We start from the raw sequence: 18172 nt of genomic DNA, 5'->3' as shown, positions 1-18172 counted from the left end.
GAAAACTGTTATTTGTAACTCACTTCAAATCTTTTGGGATATGGCTGATAACCAATTCCTTGAAGGCCAACATGTGCATTGCGTATTTCCCGTTAACGACAAGCTACGAGTCTTTATACTCAGCTCGCAAGATCGTTATAAAATCAGAAACATCTCTTTTACTCATGCTTTCGCATAGCAGCACACCAAATCAGTAATTGAGCTTCCCCCAAACAACAGAATGAATTCAACATACCATGTAAATTTCAAACTGTGTGGGGACAGCTCAAACTCGTTTATCCTAGTTGTTGATTTACGCTAGTCTCTTGTCTAATCTCGTAACTAAGCCGCTGGCTCGCTGCGTTTTTATCTTGAGCCCTCGTTTCATCGTTCCCATGTCAGCAAAAAGCATCAGCTGCTTCTTGGCGCGCGTAATGCCAGTATAGATAAGCTCTCTGGTCAATATCGGGCTAAAATCAGGCGGTAAAATCATCAGCGTTAGATCAAACTCACTGCCTTGTGATTTATGAATGGTCATCGCATAGGCTGTTTCGTGCTCTGGTACGCGGCTTGGTAAAATAGCTTTCACGCTACCATCTGGCAGCTCAAAATACACCTTCAAACGCGGTTCTTGCTCGCTCGTATCGAGCATGCATATGCCGATATCGCCATTATACAAACCCAAACTATGATCATTACGCGTCACCATCACTGGCCGGCCGTGATACCAAATCTCATCTTGAGTCTTGATCAACTTACGTGCGACCAGCGCACGTTCAATGCGTTGATTCAAACCACTTACCCCAAAATCCCCTTCACGAATAGCGCAAAGCAAACGGCATTGATTAAAGCAATCCAATACGGCTTTGGCTTTTTGGGCTTGAGTTTCCGCAGCATAAGCACCAGAACTCTCGATGCGCGTGAGATAACGACCATACTCCTTGACTAAGGTTTTCAGCATTAGGTTATAGCTTTCACTGCTGAGTGAGTGGTGCGTAATATCAGCATAATTACGTTTTAACACCTCATCCACCATAGCCACTTGCCCAGCATTGATCGCTTTGGCTAATTGACCAATGCCTGATCGGACATCAAAGCGGTAGCTTTTTTGCAACATGCATAAGCTGTCTGAAATCGGGCTTGCGTTAGGGTGTGAATGAGCAATCAAGGTTTGATAGCCTGTTAACTTAGCCAGGTACTCGCTGTGCGCTCGGCTGTAGCCTAAGGTCAAAAATGAACAAATGTCCCCCAGCACAGCGCCCGCTTCGACTGACGCGAGTTGGTCTTTATCACCCAGTAAAATCAAGCGCGCGTGTTTGGGTAATGCCTCGATTAACTTGACCATCATCGGTAAATCGACCATTGATGCTTCATCAACCACCAATATATCCAAATGCAGCGGGTTACGCTGATGGTGACGAAACTCAACACTGTTAGGTATGACGCCCAATAAACGGTGAAGTGTGCTCGACTCGGTGGGAATCGCCGCTTTCAACGCTGGCTCAACCGCCAGTTCAGCCACCGCTTTACCGATCGATTCCGTTAAACGTACCGCGGCTTTACCCGTTGGTGCGACCAATTTAATGGTGGGCGTCTCACCTTGCTGTTGGGCTTGGGTAATCAAAGCGGCTAGTAATTTAGTAACCGTGGTGGTTTTACCGGTTCCCGGACCGCCAGAAATCACGGCAAAGCGGCGTGTCAGTGCCACTGCCGCTGCGACTTTTTGCCAGTTGATGCAAACGCTTTGCGGGATCAGCGTCTCTAATGCTTCGAGTTCTTTCGCCGTACGTGCTTGGCTAATGACTTGATCAATCTCATTCCAATCAAGTTCATCGGCGTTGACCACATCCAGAAAATCACACACTTGTTGCTGGCGTGCTGATGCATTGGCTGTCTCTGGCAATTGACGAAGCGTATGGAGCAGAAAGTGGTATTGACGCGCAAACAGTGCATCGAGCAGCAATTTTAGCTTTTGGACATCAGTAGGCTTTAGGCTCATGGGTGTCCCAAAGCTGATTAAACGCTGTGCTAAGGTAACTTCATAATACCAATAACGGTGTAGGTATAAACGTTGCCCATCAAACATTAAAGGCACCGCTTCCCCTTGCTGGCCGACTAAGTCTGAACGGTTGAGTAGCCAAGGCCAATCAATCGCCAATAGGTGCTGATTGACCGCCAATGCAGCCTCACCAAACAAGCCTAACTTAGCCGCGAGGTCGACACCCTGCGCCGTTGAAGCATCCACTAAAGGTAAGCAGATATGTCCCTTGGCCAATTCAGCACTGACCACCGCGGCAATAAATCCGAGCGCTTGGCTATGTTCAGCGCCAAGTTGCTGCTGGCTTTTTTGTTCGATAAAACGCGCGAATTGGTAATCTAACTGACGCATAGCGCCTTTTTCCGCTAACTGCTTAAGCGTTGTCATTAGCGTACTGCTCATAAATCTAACTCCATTTGCCCTGCATCGGTCGCGCGAGTATCTACGGTTTCTCCATCAATCAATCTGTCCATCTCATCAAGCAGTTCAAAGCTCGGTTTGGTTGAGAAAATCCCATGCTCAGACTCGCCATCCATGCCGCGCAAAAAGAGATAATAGACTCCGCCAAAATGGCGATGGTAGTCATAGTTTGCTAAACGGCTGCGTAAGAATCGATGCAGCGCCAATGCGTAGAGTTGATATTGTAAATCATAGCGATGCTCTGCCATCGCCGCTTTCAAACGCTCGCCATGATAGGCGCTGACATCATCCCCCAAATGATTCGACTTCCAGTCCAGCACGTAATACTTTCCTTGATGCTCAAACAGCAAATCAATAAAGCCCTTCAGCATGCCCTGCACAGTGTAAAAACCAAGATCTCCAGCTTTAGCCGACAGTGGATCATGGCGTTGAATAACACGGTTCAATGCAGGAGCGCTCAGTACTTCTATCGGTAATAGAAATTCCATTTCAACCAAACGCTGAGTGGCGGTTTTTTGGTTCAAACGCAACGTTTTGCCATCTAAAGGTGTCTGTAACACGGTATCGACCAGCGTTTGTAATACTGGTAACCATTCAATATCGATTTGTTCTCGCACCAGTAAATCCAGTATCACTTTTTGGTTAGCATCGCTGCTAGCAGGCTCAGTAAACTCGACCTCCTCAAAGATAGAGTGCAAAAAAGTACCGGGCGTTGCACCGCGTGGAAAAGTAAAAATGGAACGTTCTGGCTCAACCAGTAAAGCTTCCGCTTGCTCATCAGCAGAGTCGATATCAAAGCCTGAGACTTCTAAACTCGCGTCGTGGCTAGCGTGTTTCACACCTTGTTTTACCAACCCAGAATAGCTGGTCATTCGCCAAAAACGGTCAATCTGCGCTTGCAGTGTTTTGGCACTCAATACCGGCGTCTCGACGCTCAACGCTTTAAACGGCTCTGGCTGATCGGCAGGTGGCTCAGAGACACGAATGTATTGATTGGATTGAGCGTGCAACGCAGCGTTAAGATCGGCAATGCCTGCGGCTTGACCATTTTGCAGCAGATAGCCAATGGCACTTAAATGCACACCGGTTGGCTCTTTGGTGGAGCGGCCATTACGCAGCGGCGCAATGCCGATAAAACAGCCATACACAGCACGAGTCAGCGCTACATAAATCAAGCGAAGATCTTCCGCAAGCCGCTCTTTATCTGCTTGCTTGAGAGAAGCTTCACTGGCGGTAATATCCAGCACCGTTTCCTCATTCACGGCATCATGATATTTGCCTTCACTTGCCTCTCGGTAGCTGACCACAAACGGCAGAAATACTAAGTCGTATTCCAAACCTTTCGATTTGTGAATGGTGACGATCTGCACTAGGTTGCGTTCGGATTCCAAACGTTGAATTTGATCATCACGGCCCCCTAGGCCATGCTCGGCGTCACTGATAGCTTGTGCCAGCCAACGCAGCAAACCGTGATCGCTATCAATCTCTTGTCGCGCTTGCTGTAGTAGCTCACCGATGTGCATAAAATCGGTCAGTGAGCGCTCACCTTGCGGCTCTTCCAACCAACGTTCAGCGACGTGACGTTTACTCATCACACTGAGCAACATAGGAAGCACGCCGCGCTCAAGCCACAATTGGCGATACTGTTTAAATTCGTTAACCGCGTTTTCCCATACCGATTCGTCGTTGTTTAAATCATCCAAGCTGGCAGCATCTAACGCGAAAAGTGGTGAGGCCAAACAGGCCCGCAAGGCGCGATCATGTTCAGGAGTCAGTACTGCTTGCAATAGACGCTGTACATCTTGTGCTACCTCACTGCCAAAAACACTATCGCGGTTCGAGAGATAAACACTGGCAATGCCTTGCGTAGCGAGCGCCTCTTTCACCATACGACCTTCATTACCCGTCCGCACTAAGACTGCGATGTCACCTGCTTGCACACTCTTTTGCCCTTTAGCCGTATCAAAGTACGCTTGTTGATGCTGCGCGGCGCTCAAAATTGTCTGAATTTGGCTGGCGCACGCTTTGGCCATGCATTGCAGGTATTCGCCTTTTGGCAACGGGCTGTCTTGCGCTTCTTGCAGCCAATAGGTGAGCGCTGGTTGCACGGTTCCGTTAAGCCACCATTGACGCTGCTGCGCATTTGGGCTGGCTTCAACGGGTAAAAAGGGAATATCTTGGTCGTAGATAAAAGCACTGTCAGGCGTACTAAAAATCTGATTGACGGCATTGACCATATTCGCGCTAGAACGCCAGTTGGTCCCCAAGGTGTAGTGTGCGCTCACCTGTTTACGCGCTTTGATGTAGGTAAAAATGTCTGCACCACGAAACGCGTAAATCGCTTGTTTTGGGTCGCCAATCATAAACAAACCGCATTCAGCCTTAGGCAGATAAATGCGGCTAAAAATGCTGTATTGCAGCGGATCGGTATCTTGGAATTCATCGATCATCGCAACGGGGTAAAGGCTGCGAATCCGCTCAGTCAGTATGCCCAGCTCATCATTATCTATCGCGGCAGAAAGCTGAGTGAGCAAATCATCAAACGATAACCACTGCTTTTGTGCTTTCGCTTTGGCAAGCATGGCTCGGCAATGAGTAATAGCGTGCGCCAGAAGCGGCGCTTCTAAGCTGATGGGTTGTTGCAAAAAGAGCTCAATGGTCGTGAACAGCGCATGTTGCGGGGGTTGACCTTTTTTCGACTTAGCCTCCAACGCGCTTTGTGCAAACTCTTGTAATTCGCTCGGTAGGTTCAATTCATGCTGCGGGTTGATCGCCCACAACGCTAACCCTTCTAGCCGTTTCAGTAACGCTTTCTTGGTTGCTGCATGCAAATCTGAAGCTTCAATGCACGGCGGTAAATCATCGCATGAATCAAGCCACTGCTTTTTTAACGACTCTATGCGTGACAGGCACGATTGATAAAGCGCGCTTAAATCGCCACTCATCGCTTCAACAGAGAGCGTTAGCGCCGAGCCAGTTAAATAGCCACTGATTTTTTCAAGCAGCGCCGCTGGTGATGACCATAAACGGCGCACTTCCGCAGCAAGCTGAATCGACAACGGATAGAACTGACGACGCCAATAATCCGCGACCACTTGCGCTTTTAGATGGCTTTCATCGGTCACAAATTCGTTATTAAAACGGCTTCCCGATTCAAACGCATTTTGGGTGAGCATACGCTGGCAAAAGCCGTGAATGGTATAGACTGCTGCTTCATCCATCTGCCGTTCCGCTTGCAGTAATATTTGCGCCGCTTGCTTGTGATGACGGGTTTGCTCAAGTAGCGGTTTGATAACAGGGTCATCACTGAAACCGCGCGAAAAAGCGATACGCGCCTCATGAATGCGCCGCCGAATGCGGTCGCGAAGCTCAGCTGTGGCAGCTTCCGTAAAGGTCACCACTAGAATTTGATCGACCGTCAGTGGCGCTTGATGACGTGACTTTGCATCACCATGCCCAAGTAACAGGCGCAAATACAAACCTGTAATGGTGAAGGTTTTACCCGTGCCCGCCGACGCTTCGATAAGCCTTGCACCGTGCAGCGGGAACGTAAGGGTATTTAATGGTGTTGTGACCGTAGCCGGGGTCATACTCATAAACAGTTAGCCTTTGAATACGCAAGCGAATGTGATCGCGCTTAAATAATGGTATGAATAATCAAAATAAGTTTATAAATTAAGACGTTGTGAGATCTTTCTCACGGTTCGCCAAACGGGCAGCCTTTACTATCCGCGCCACGTGTTTCGTCAATCTCACGATGATGCGAACCAACCAAATCATGGTCCCTCTGACCTGTGGCCGTACAGAAAACGCCCTACACAATAATGATTGACTGGCGGCCACTTTACTTTCCAAGCAGTTATCCATCGCTAAACATCCTGCGCCACTTGAAGCCACAATCGTGGCCCTTGCATCACCAACGTGGCTAATAAACGCACCTGCTCAGCTAAGGCTTCATTCCACTGCGGCCAAATACGCGCGATGTAAACATTGCTTCCTTCACCATGGCTCATGTAACTTTCATTAAAGCTATCGGCCATTTTCTTGAGCGATTTGTCGCGATCATCAACCCATTGACCACGGCTGAAGCCAGCTTCCACACAGGCTAACGCGGTTTTTGGAAAGTAAGCGAGCGGCGCTGTCATACCTTGATAAAACAAACCCACCAGTTCTGCGAGCAACGCTTTGGCTTGTTCGGTATCGGGCATGGGCGGATAAATAAAATGCTGCACACCGTCTTTACGATCGTAGCCCATCAAATGAGTAGGTTGACTTTCGCCCATCGCCGCTAGTGAGAGGTGATCAATCCACGCGGCTAAATAATCCTGCGCGCGAATCGAACCACTGCGGTAGCGCACTAAACCGGATTGATAGCGCTTAGTCAGCCACCCCGTCAGTTGTACGTTTTTGCCTTCACCAAACAATTCAAATTTTAGATCGATCTCTTGGTCATCAAGTGGCGAATGGCATAAGAAAGCGATTCTTTGCGCCAATTCTTGTGCTTGCACGCGATTAGTTTCAAATTCCAAGGCTCCAAAAGCACCAATCGGTAACTTTCCTTGCGCGCGCTGCTGGTCAATGAATCTCTCAAGGGCATGCGGTGAATTGGGTTGCTCAAGCAGCAACTCTAGTAGTTCCTCGCGTAACTGGTAGCTCTCCAAGCCATTTAAGGCAAAGGGTTCATCATCTTCCATGACTGGTAACGGAGGCTCGAACGTCACTTTAAGGCGACGATTAAAGAAATATTGCACAGGCAAACGCCAAAACCGTTGCAGCTCAACCAGATCTAAACTGACAGGAAAGCTCGCCCCTTGTAAATAATCGCTCAGGTCGAGATTAAACTCACCACTGGCTCGCCCTTGCCGACTGGCGGCAGGTAGCCACTCTTTGGCATAGCTACCGGTTTTACTCAAAAAAGCATTAGGGCTAAAAGGCACCATGGCGTGAGTGGTCGTTAAAGCACAGGCTAAATTTTTGGCCGATTGATCGCTGCCAAGCGCTTCATCCCCGACCAAACAGTAATTTTGTTGGCAATACTCTAAAAGCTCAGAGACCAACACTGAAGGAACGCGTTCGGTATTATCTTGAATTGAGCGTCCAACGTAGCTGATGTACAAGGTTTGCTGCGCCGAGAGCATCGCTTCTAAGAACAAATAGCGGTCATCGTCACGCCGCGAGCGATCGCCAGCGCGGGTGCGACCGTTCATCAAATCAAACCCTTCGGCTGGCATAGTACGCGGGTAAACGCCATCGTTCATTCCTAGTAAACAAACGGTTTTAAAAGGGATGGAACGCATTGGCATTAAAGTACAGAAATTGACTTGTCCCGCCAGAAAACGCTGGCTGATGCGCGTACCTGACAATTTGTTTTGCAAATATTGAGTAATAATACTTGGCGCAAGTGCTTGCTCATAACCGGCCTCGGCCAGTTGATCTTTTAACTGAGACAAGGTGTCGCGAATCGACTTGAGTGCGAGCTCCCCTTCCAGCTCAACCTTGAAAAAAGCGCCAAGCATCTCACCGAGCAAGCGACGCCACTCGTCCACGCTTTGGGTTTGCGCTAACTGCTCGCGGTAATGGCTCACTTGCTGAATAAAGTGCGCTAATTTACCCGCCAATTCAGCGTTGATGCCTTGCACTTCATTATAAGGAACGAGCGCCACTTCGCCTTGCGTAAATAAACCCGCTGAGGCAGGCATGGCATAACCAAGTAACATGCGCTCAATCCCGAATTGCCAAGTATTTTGCTCGGTCTGCGGCAACTCAAATTGTTGCGCGGTGCTCGCATTAAGCCCCCAGCGAATACCTGACTCTTCTACCCACAATTTGGCTTGTGCAAAGTCTTGCTCATTAAGCTCAAATTTTGCCATCATCGCCGGAGTTTCAAGCAGCTCTAATAACTCTGACGCTAGGCAGCGAGAATCAGGTAAATGCACTAATTGCATAAATGCCGCTAAGATCGGGCTCTCTTGATCCGCCGTACGGTCTGAAATGGAGTAAGGAATAAAGCGCTCACCCGGCGCGTTACCAAATACTGCCGCAATGGCTGGGCTGTACGCATTGATGTCCGCCACCATCACAATAATATCGCGCGGTTTCAGTTCAGGGTCAGCATCAAACATTGCCAACAATTGATCATGCAACACTTCCACTTCTCGCATCGGGCTATGGCAAGCATGAAGAGTGAGCGATGGATCATCCAAAGCAATCACTTGTTTGTGGTCGCTACTGTCCAGTTGACTATCATCTCGATGCTCTTGCAAATGTAAGATGTCGGCCTGCAACTGATGCAATAAGTTATCGCATGGCAGATCAATAAAAAATTCGTGCTCTTCATTTTCCGTTTGGGAGAGCAAAAAAAGATTATCGCGCCCAAGTTTCCCCATCGAGGCCAATAACTCATTGCCAACTGCAGCTTCGGTATGCAATTCATCCACGAGGTTAGCTTCAATGTCACCTTTAAGCGGCGAGCGTTGCCCTTCAAACTGAATCTCATCACCTTGTAAGGCGAACGTTTTACGTTGCTGACTGTGCAGTCTGGCGAGCGTTTTTCTATCTCGAAGATCGCCCCAATAATGCTGACAAGGGTTGGTAAACATCAAGTGGACATCAATCTGCTCACCCAGCGCTTTGAGTGCATCCATATAACGAGGCGGCAGTGACGAAATACCGAAAATAAACAAACGTTTGGGCAGTTTGGTTAAATCAACCGAGCCACGCGCAAGCTGATCAATAAAACTTTGATAGAGATTGGCACGGTGGTAGTGCGACTGGCCTTGATCTAGCGTGTATTGATATAAGGCTTGCCATAATATCGGCTGCCATGGATGCTCATCACCAATCTCGCTCACGTCATCGCCCGCCTCCCACTTGGCAATCCAATCGGGGCGGTAGACTAAATAACCATCAAAAATATCGGCAATTTTCTCGGCCAACTGATAGAGCTTGGAATGGTCATCATCCTGTTCAAGATAACGCTGCAAAGGGGCAAAGGGGTCGAGCGTGAGCAAGGTTGGCAACAGATGCATCAGTTTCCACGTCATCGCTTCTTTGTTAAAAGCGCTGCGCTTAGGTACATCAGGTAGCACTTTAGTGAACATGTCCCAGATAAAGGTCGCCGGTAGAGGAAACTCAAGGTTCGCCGCCACACCGAGCTCTTTCGCTAAGGCCATTTTGAGCCATTGCGACATCCCTGGGCTTTGCACCAAGATCTGCTCTTTCTCAAAGGGGTTGGCTAACGGTGCACTTTTGATCAAATGCACGAGTAGGATCTTTAAGGTATCGACTTTATTGGAATGATAGACAGTAAACAAAATGCACTCACGCTTTTCTTGTCACAATAAGGACTGAGATTAGCATAAGTGCATTCTATACTTGAGAATTTTATGTTTTGAATTGCCTAAACTGCAGGCTATTTCATTTTGCAGTTCAATGCGTGTTCATCTTGCTCTTCTAGCTCATTCATGCTGCTGAGTAGCACGATGAGGTTGATAGAAATTTAAGTAACGAATAGCAACATAACCCACCACAATGGTTGCCACAATCAACTCTAATCCAGCTAACCAATGCACTTGCTGTACATATTCAGCACTTATTCCAACGGTTTCCATCCAATGTGTGAGTTTAAACAACGCCGTTGCACCAATCACCATTGGGAAGGTAAACGCTGCGTAGCCTGGGCTAAAAGGCAAGCGTAATAATTTAAAGAAAGCTAAGTAGATAATCGCTGTCATTAACACGGCAATACCAAATAAAATGCCGATGATCACTGGCGATGGGTTAGCCGTGACAGTTAAATAACCAGCCAATGAGAGGCTCGCTGGCGCCGCCAAAATAGCCATGGTTGGTTTTGCTGCATCTGGAACTTCATGCGTAAACATGAAACGGTAAATCATCATCGGCAGCATCACCGCATAAGCGACTAAACCGAACATCAAGGTGGCATTGGCGATTGGTGCAAGTGCTGGATTTCCAGAAAACGCCACGTCAGCCACAATAATACCCACAGGTGGAACGAACCAACTTGGCACCATGTGGTGAAGTTCAAAAGACTGCGCGCGATGGTACAAAAAACTGACCAAGAAGATGATGTGTAAACCCACAGCAAATAGCCATAACGCATCACCGGCCATTGGGTAAAAATGGCCTAATGAATTGGAAACCACCATTGTGCCCATCGCAAAAGTAGGCACAACACTGCCCACAACCGGATGAGCGAGATCTTGGCGTAATAAGTGGCCATGAAAGAGAAATTTAAACGCAAGAACCACCAGCAACACGCTGGCAATAACGGCTCCACTTAATTGGCCATAACCTTGTAATGGTGCAAAGTTTTCCCAACTCCAACCCAAGCTTGCGATGCCTAGAGCTAAACCCTCCATAGGGGTTGGCGCACCCATAACTTTCGCTTTTGCTGCTCGAATCATATTGACCTCTCATCAGAACTAACAAAGTAGTTGTTCAATGTTGCTATTATAGCCTTGCCTTTTGTTCTGATATATCTAAATATACAGAACATACGTTAAGATTTATTAAACAAAATTATGGCTGCCAATATTTCTCTTAAGCAATTGAAAGTATTCACTTCGATTACGAAACACAAAACCTTGACCCAAGCTGCAGAGGCGCTGTTTTTGTCGAAAGCGGCCGTGAGTATGGCATTGTCTGAACTAGAGAAACAGCTTGGGCATGCGCTGTTCGATAGGGTCAATAACCGTTTAATCCTCAATCAAGAGGGACAAAAACTGTTGCCGCTCGCCGATGAACTGCTAAGCCGAGCGAGCAACATCAATCATCTGTTTGACAGTGAACAAAGCCTTTCGGGTCAATTACGCATTGGCACCAGTGATACGATTGGCAACCATGTCGCGCCTTATCTACTCAGTCAATTTCGCCAGCAAACCCAACACATCTCGCAAAGTTTGTTTATTTGCAACTCAGCGCTGATTTGCCAAAAGTTGGTCGATTACGAATTGGATCTTGCGTTGATTGAAGGAAAAACACTGCACCCAGAGCTGATTTCAACGCCTTTTTCACACGATGAAATGTGTATTATTTGCGCACCCGAACATCCACTCACAATGATAAATCAGCTCACCCTCAATGATTTCGAACAGAGCCAATGGGTATTGCGCGAAGCGGGTTCTGGCTCGCGAGAGTTTTTCTTACTGGCTATCGCACCGCGGCTCGAACAGTGGCATGAAGCCTTTGAATTGAATACTACGGAAGCCTTAATCAACAGTGTTTCGGCAGGGTTAGGTTTAGGCTGTTTATCCACCCTTTCTGCGCATTCAGCACTGCAAGATGGCCGGGTCAAACGGCTCCATGTGCCGCTGGACATGAAACGCCGTTTTTGGCTATTGGTACATAAAGAAAAATACCAAAGCCCACTGCTCAAACACTTTATTGAATTTTGTTATCAATGGAACAAAGAGTAGCCATCCACCTCTCACTTTTTCCTGCTCACCTAGACTTCATGGTTTAAAAACTGTATAAACAGCCAGTAGAATTAATGACTAAGTTAGAGGATTAACCATGGCTGTAATCGTCAAGTACGTGGTGGAACGCAACGGAGAAGAAAAGATGACTTTTACCTCTAAAGCAGACGCTGACGCTTATGACAAAATGCTCGATATGGCAGATGAGCTTTTCGAACTGTTAGGGAAAAGTGAGTTGCTAGAAGATGAAGCCAAGCAAGAAGCTTTGGCGATGTTCTTAGCGCAAAATAAAGAGGAAGTGCTTTACGCACTTGGCGCAAAGCGCAAGCCTGCACCGGCTAAGCCTAAAAAAGCCAAAGCGGTAAAAGACGAAGCACCAGAAGAAGATGCAGCTTAAGGCGATTAAACGCTTAAGATGATAGAACGTGAAAAGGCCGCTGCTTCGTCAGCGGTTTTGTATTTCTTTCTAAAGAAATACATCGCTAAAAAGACAAAAGGTATCGTTTTACGGACTTTCTCCCCTTTTGCCCTTTCCTACCCCTGCCTCACTCTTTATGATGCTTGATAAATCGAGTGCGCCGCAATGATGCTCAACCTACGCTGGCGAGCGCATCAATAGTGACAACATGGAGATATCAAAATGGCTTACTTTGCACTTGCCTTTGGCACGGCAACTAAAAACCGTGATGGAAAAATTATTGAAGCGTTTTTTCCAGCGCCAATTCTCAACCCAAGTGACGCACTAGTGAGCGAGCTTGCTCAAGTCTCTGGTTATGGCGAAGGCAACCAGTATATCGACATCTCAACCGAGCAAAGCACCCAACTCGCCGCGATATTTGCTCAACATGATCAGGCTAACAATGCCAGTTTTGCCGATAAAGCCGCTAACGCCTCACAACCACTGGTGCTGGTTATTTTAGCTTCCGACCAACAGCCTCAATCAGTCGCTGAAGGCTTTTTGAAGCTACAACTGATTTCACACCGTTTAGTGAAACCACACGGTACTGTGCTTGATGGTATTTTTGGCCTGCTGCATAACATCGCATGGACCAATGAGGGTCCTATCGATCTACCTGAACTAGCCGATCGTCAAATTGAAGCTCGCCTTGCAGGCCGAGCTTTAACGGTAGATTGTGTCGATAAATTCCCGAAAATGGTTGATTACATTGTCCCAGCGGGCATCCGTATTGCGGATACCTCGCGCGTTCGCCTTGGCGCGCACGTGGGCGAAGGTACCACTGTGATGCATGAAGGTTTTATCAACTTCAACGCTGGTACAACAGGCGTGAGCATGGTTGAAGGGCGTATTTCTGCAGGTGTAGTTGTTGGTAATGGATCGGACATCGGCGGTGGCGCTTCTATCATGGGTACGCTTTCTGGCGGCGGTAAGGTCGTGGTCTCTATCGGTGAAAACTCACTGCTTGGCGCAAATGCAGGCTTAGGTTTCCCACTCGGCAATCGCTGCACGATAGAATCAGGTTTGTATGTAACTGCTGGCACTAAAGTGCGTATGCTCGATAACCAAGGCCAAGAAGTGGAAATCGTCAAAGCACGTGATTTAGCTGGTGTATCGGATCTACTTTTCCGTCGCAACTCGATCACAGGTCAAATTGAGTGTTTAGCCAATAAATCAGCCGTTGAACTGAACAGCATGCTGCACAGCCATAACTGATCCATTTTTTCTGATAAAAAGGCTTGGCGATGTGCCAAGCCTTTTTCTTTTGCGCGCTTTCTACTGCTAGGCTACTTTCTACTTTTTTATTTTGCTACTTCCACGTGACTAGCCAAACCGTTATCCCGGGTGGCCATCGACTCTCGGCGTAAGTAACATCGTGCCGAATTTCCACACAAACAGAGTAAAAGCCAATATCCAGAGTGCGGCGCTGATATTCACCATCAAAAAGAGTTGCGCTGGAAAAAACGCCACACCGAGGCTGCGTACCAATGCCGACATCATCAAAGCCGCAAACGCAATACTCATTTTAGGCCCTTGATAAATCGCCCTGCCGGTATGCCCCATGGTCACGCGTGCAATCATCGACAAAATCAAGCCTGAGATGGCTCCAATGGCAAAGAGATGGATCAGGTTATGAGTGACATATACATCATCAATTAACCCGCGCAGTAATAAGCTCAAAGGAATACAGGCATACGCGGCGTGCAGCGACCAAACCAGAGGCTCACTCAATGTTAGCCATGGTTTCCAACGCATCCAACGTACCCACTGCGCTAACCCAGCCAGTAACATGATAGGCTGACCAATCTGCACCATCGTCAGCGGGAAGAAACTCAAAATAAACAAGGCCGCAATGGGCGCATTGGCTAACCAATCGAGCCATACCCATGGCTGTGCTTTTTCAAAGTTAAAACGCCTTGCGCTGAAGAAAGGGATCACGCGTGCTCCCATGACCGATAGCAACAATGTGAACCACCACAACATCGCCTGCCATACTGCCGCTGAGCTAAAAGGCGGCATTCCTTTGATGGTGGCATAACTCGCAAAGTTCGCGCCGATCGCTAAAATAAACAGCGGCACAAAAAAGAGATTTTTCCAGCCTTTCGCTTGCACTATTCGGCGGCCAAAAAAAGCGCTTCGACAGAAGAGATGACCCACAAAGGTGTCGGCGTCCACAATAAGATTCGAGGCGCTAGCCACAAGGCGACTAACACAGCTAAGCGATAATGTTTCGTGCCATTAATGCCAGTCCAGTTCTGTACGGCAGTCAATAGAAAACCGACCACAATTGCCATAGCAAAACCAAACAGCATTTCATGTACATGCCACCACAGCGCAGGAACTTGCAATGCCGATGGTTGACCGGTTTGAAACATCCAGACCCATAACGTCACCGCGAAAACAGCATATACGCTACCGAGTAGGAAAAAGGGACGAAAACCAAGGCGCAACCAAGCGGGTATGCGTTGTTCTACTTTTATATCGGTAATATTGAGCACTGTGACCTCTTACGGCGGTGGCGGATATCATGACAGACGACCAACACCACAAGCACAATTCAAGCCAATAAAAACACCGAATAAAAACACCGAATAAAAACAACGCAATAAAAAATACCACTCAAAAAAAAGAGTCATAACAACCCAATAAAAAGCAGTCATTATGACTCAATGAATTCATTTGAACTCTATCCTAACCAGTGGTTACACCCATAGCAGTGGTTACACGCATAGCACTGCGGTTCGAGCTAATCACCACACAAGCCGTCTGTTTTTGTTTACCAAAACCGATGATTTGTGACAGCGCTTTTTTACCGACAGGAATGAAGGCCGAAGCCATCGCATCCGCTTCTGTTTCTGCATGTGGATCGTGAATGAAGAAGAATTTATCGCTCATACCACTGAGTACGATCCAATGCGGCTCTTTCTTACCATCGAAACGATAAGTGCTGATGAGTAGCAGCACACATGCTCCTTCCGTTACCCACGCTTCTAGTTGCTCTTGACTCGGTGGTGCATCAATCATCGCCACATCTTGATGACTAAGCTGCTCACAAAAATCAAGATGAACCAATTCGATAACTTGTTTTTTATTGGTATCTCGCACGCTATCAATAAAAGGCGTGCTTTTGGATTGGCTCCACAGCTCCACATGATAACCGCGTCGACTAGCAGCCAATGCCAACCCTTGCCCGCTGCACCCACCGTGCCCCGCCGCCATAAAAATCGTTGTCGCTTCTCGCCACAGTTGCAGCTCAGCGGTGCGACTCGGCTCAAACGATTTAGACAAGCAAGAAAAGCTCATCAGCAAGCATGCCGCACCGCAAGTAAATGGCGTAGTCTGAACATAAAGTGGCATCGGCAATTGCACCTTAGGCCCTTGTGGCGACAAGCGTTTTTGCATCCGGCGTCCATTACACAAATCATCGTAATAATGGATAAGAAATTTCAGGGTTTTATAGCCCATTTTTTCATATAAATTTATCGCGGCCGTATTGTCTTCACGCACTTCTAATCGTAATGTAGTGGCACCTTGATCAAGAGCAGCACGCTCGCATTGCTCGACCAAATTTTGAGCAATCCTCCGGCCTCTGAAATCAGGTTTTACGGCAATCGAATACAACCTTGATAGCTGTGTACCTTGATGAAATAGTAGCAATGCATATCCAGCCAGCTCTGTGCCGGCATCGGCCACAAACAACACCGCTTGGTTGGAATGTAAAAAACGCTTCATTTGGCGTGGAGAGATTTTATCTCCGTCAAACAGCTGTTGTTCTAACGCATTAAGAGCAGTGAGATCAGCACTTTTCGCAAGACGAAAGTCCATACGACGTCCTTAAGTGGTTGGCAAGATTGCGGCTCAATATTATTCCTATTGATTAAGGAAAAGAATAGCAATGGCAAACCTTTTGATCGTGACCGACCAGTCCAGTGACTGGCAACAATATTTCCCCTCAGAGCAAGTGGTAAGTGTAGACCAATACCTCAACAGTAATGGCACCCATACTCATCGCAGCCTGCAAGTGGTCAACCTGTGTCGCGATTATGGCTACATGAGCAGCGGCTATTACTGCTCGCTGATGGCAGAGGCACGCGGCCACCGCGTTATCCCTCGAGTGATGGCGATCAACGACATCAATCAACCCTTTTTACTCTCTTCTGGCTTATTGAAACTCAATAAACTGTGCGCCCAAACCGATTTTATACAGTGCAAAATTTATTTTGGCCGCACCGCAGAAAAAGGCTTGGATAAACTGGCTCGCCGCCTGTTTGAACAGTTTATGGTGCCCGTTATTGAGTTGGAAATGAACCGCGTTCAAGGGCAGTGGCAAATCAGCAAAATTGGCCCTTTCCCATTCCAGGATTTGAACGACCAAGAGCAAGATTTCTTCGTCGAATCATTAGAGCTGTTTTCAACCAAAGTTTGGCGTAAACCGAAGCAAGAGAAAAAATACCGTTACGATATTGCCATGCTAGTGGACGAAGAAGAGAAAATGCCACCTTCTGACCCCTCAGCATTAAAACGTTTTCGCCGCGCCGCAAACCGTTTAGGGGTTAACCTAGAAACCATTTCACCGGATGACTTATCGCGTTTGGGTGAATTTGATGGCTTGTTTATTCGCGCCACCACCAACATCAGTAACTACACTTACCGCTTTGCAAAAACGGCCGAGAAAATGGGCTTGGTGGTGATGGATGATTCTGAATCGATCATGAAATGCACCAATAAAGTGTTCTTAACTGAGTTATTGCAACGCAATAAAGTGCCTGCGCCAAAAGGCGTGATTTTGCAAAGTTTTGATGAGCAATGGAAAAGCAATGTCATGCAGGAGTTGAGCTTTCCCATGGTATTAAAAATTCCAGATGGCGCATTTTCACGTGGCGTGGTCAAAGTACGCGACGAGCAAGAGCTGGAACGCGAAGCCGGCGCACTGTTTGAAAAAAGTGCTCTGATTTTGGCACAAGCCTTCATGCCAACTGACTTTGACTGGCGCATCGGTGTAATGAACCGCCAAGCCATCTTCGCCTGCAAATACATGATGAGCCGCGGCAACTGGCAAATTTATCAACATCACAACAGTGGCCGAGTCTCTTCTGGCGGCTTTGAAACCTTGGATTTAAAACAAGTACCTAAAAACGTCGTTGATGTTGCCTTAAAAGCGTCAAACCTTATCGGCAGTGGCCTGTACGGCGTTGACTTGAAAGAGATTGATGGCCAAGTTTATGTAATTGAAGTGAATGATAACCCTAGTATTGATCACCAAGTTGAGGATGCGTTTTTAGGCGATCTTCTTTACGATAGGATCATGACTGAGTTTCTGCGCCGTATTCAAATGCGCGGCTTCTGATCTCAATTGGTATAATCTACTGCTCCTCAATGCTGAGTCATTGAGGAGCAAGTGATAAGGATATTCATGGAATTGTTGATCGACCAGTGGCATTTTTCTGCATCTTTTACCTTGGTGAGCTCGAACTGATCAAAGGGGAATTACGTCAATATCATGCAGAGAAGATGAACCAAAACACCTATTTATTTTCAGTGATTACGGCGATCTTCCTACCAACAAGCTTTTTAACTGGCTTACTTGGGGTTAATGTCGGCGGTATTCCCGGCACTGAATCCCCCGTTGCTTTTGCTCTCTTTTGCATCGCACTGGTCGGTATTTTTGGTTTAGAGTTTTGGATTTTGCATCGATTACGTTTTTTCAATAAGGAGTCGTAATTCACTAATTTAGCGGGTAGAACCCCGTCATCATGCGATCATTGATGAGCTAATTGCTACTGCCCGTCAACACATTAGCTTTTATTCCAACTCTAAACGTTTACCTTACCCCCTCTGGCA

The 18172-nt window shown here is 47.3% G+C and carries 9 protein-coding genes and 2 pseudogenes; 5 read left to right on the top strand and 6 right to left on the bottom strand.

Annotated features, from left to right (window positions below):
* Positions 1 to 292: 292 nt before the first annotated feature.
* From recD to VOR_RS0102545, 4 genes are all read right to left on the bottom strand, one after another.
* Positions 293 to 2419, bottom strand: coding sequence for an exodeoxyribonuclease V subunit alpha (recD, locus tag VOR_RS0102560; RefSeq protein ID WP_010318128.1), 2127 nt, complete (start codon positions 2417 to 2419; stop codon positions 293 to 295).
* Complete coding sequence (gene recB / locus VOR_RS0102555) at positions 2416 to 6033, bottom strand: exodeoxyribonuclease V subunit beta (RefSeq protein ID WP_010318127.1); 3618 nt, start codon at positions 6031 to 6033, stop codon at positions 2416 to 2418. Before recB ends, recD begins: the two co-directional genes overlap by 4 nt.
* 273 nt (positions 6034 to 6306) lie before the next feature.
* Positions 6307 to 9750 (bottom strand): exodeoxyribonuclease V subunit gamma, encoded by a 3444-nt coding sequence (recC, locus tag VOR_RS0102550; RefSeq protein ID WP_010318125.1) that lies wholly within the window; start codon positions 9748 to 9750, stop codon positions 6307 to 6309.
* Between the two features lie 144 nt (positions 9751 to 9894).
* Positions 9895 to 10863, bottom strand: a complete 969-nt coding sequence (locus tag VOR_RS0102545) for a TDT family transporter (RefSeq protein WP_010318123.1) — start codon at positions 10861 to 10863, stop codon at positions 9895 to 9897.
* A gap of 117 nt (positions 10864 to 10980) precedes the next feature.
* Between VOR_RS0102545 and VOR_RS0102540 the strand changes: the two genes are divergently transcribed.
* The 3 genes from VOR_RS0102540 to dapD all read left to right on the top strand — a co-directional run bounded on the left by VOR_RS0102540 (position 10981) and on the right by dapD (position 13546).
* On the top strand, positions 10981 to 11874 hold the full coding sequence (locus VOR_RS0102540; protein ID WP_010318122.1) for a LysR family transcriptional regulator: 894 nt from the start codon (positions 10981 to 10983) through the stop codon (positions 11872 to 11874).
* A gap of 97 nt (positions 11875 to 11971) precedes the next feature.
* Positions 11972 to 12271 (top strand): YebG family protein, encoded by a 300-nt coding sequence (locus VOR_RS0102535; protein WP_010318120.1) that lies wholly within the window; start codon positions 11972 to 11974, stop codon positions 12269 to 12271.
* A gap of 243 nt (positions 12272 to 12514) precedes the next feature.
* Positions 12515 to 13546: a 2,3,4,5-tetrahydropyridine-2,6-dicarboxylate N-succinyltransferase gene (dapD, locus tag VOR_RS0102530; protein WP_010318118.1), complete on the top strand. Its 1032-nt coding sequence runs from the start codon at positions 12515 to 12517 to the stop codon at positions 13544 to 13546.
* 120 nt (positions 13547 to 13666) lie between these two features.
* On the opposite strand, the pseudogene VOR_RS17640 reads toward dapD, so the two are convergent.
* Positions 13667 to 14829 (bottom strand): annotated as a pseudogene (locus tag VOR_RS17640) (NnrS family protein).
* A 193-nt stretch (positions 14830 to 15022) separates the two neighbouring features.
* On the bottom strand, positions 15023 to 16156 hold the full coding sequence (locus tag VOR_RS0102515; protein WP_010318116.1) for a GNAT family N-acetyltransferase/peptidase C39 family protein: 1134 nt from the start codon (positions 16154 to 16156) through the stop codon (positions 15023 to 15025).
* A gap of 70 nt (positions 16157 to 16226) precedes the next feature.
* Between VOR_RS0102515 and VOR_RS0102510 the strand changes: the two genes are divergently transcribed.
* Both VOR_RS0102510 and VOR_RS0102505 read left to right on the top strand, forming a co-directional pair.
* Positions 16227 to 17678: a RimK family ATP-grasp domain-containing protein gene (locus VOR_RS0102510; protein WP_010318114.1), complete on the top strand. Its 1452-nt coding sequence runs from the start codon at positions 16227 to 16229 to the stop codon at positions 17676 to 17678.
* Positions 17679 to 17782: 104 nt separating this feature from the next.
* Positions 17783 to 18052: pseudogene (locus tag VOR_RS0102505) on the top strand (CorA family divalent cation transporter); the annotation flags it as partial.
* Positions 18053 to 18172: the final 120 nt, after the last annotated feature.

Source organism: Vibrio ordalii ATCC 33509 (assembly GCA_000257205.1).
Classification (GTDB): domain Bacteria; phylum Pseudomonadota; class Gammaproteobacteria; order Enterobacterales; family Vibrionaceae; genus Vibrio; species Vibrio ordalii.
The sequence above is the reverse complement of the archived record's forward strand: the minus strand, read 5'-3'. Positions and strand labels throughout refer to the sequence as shown.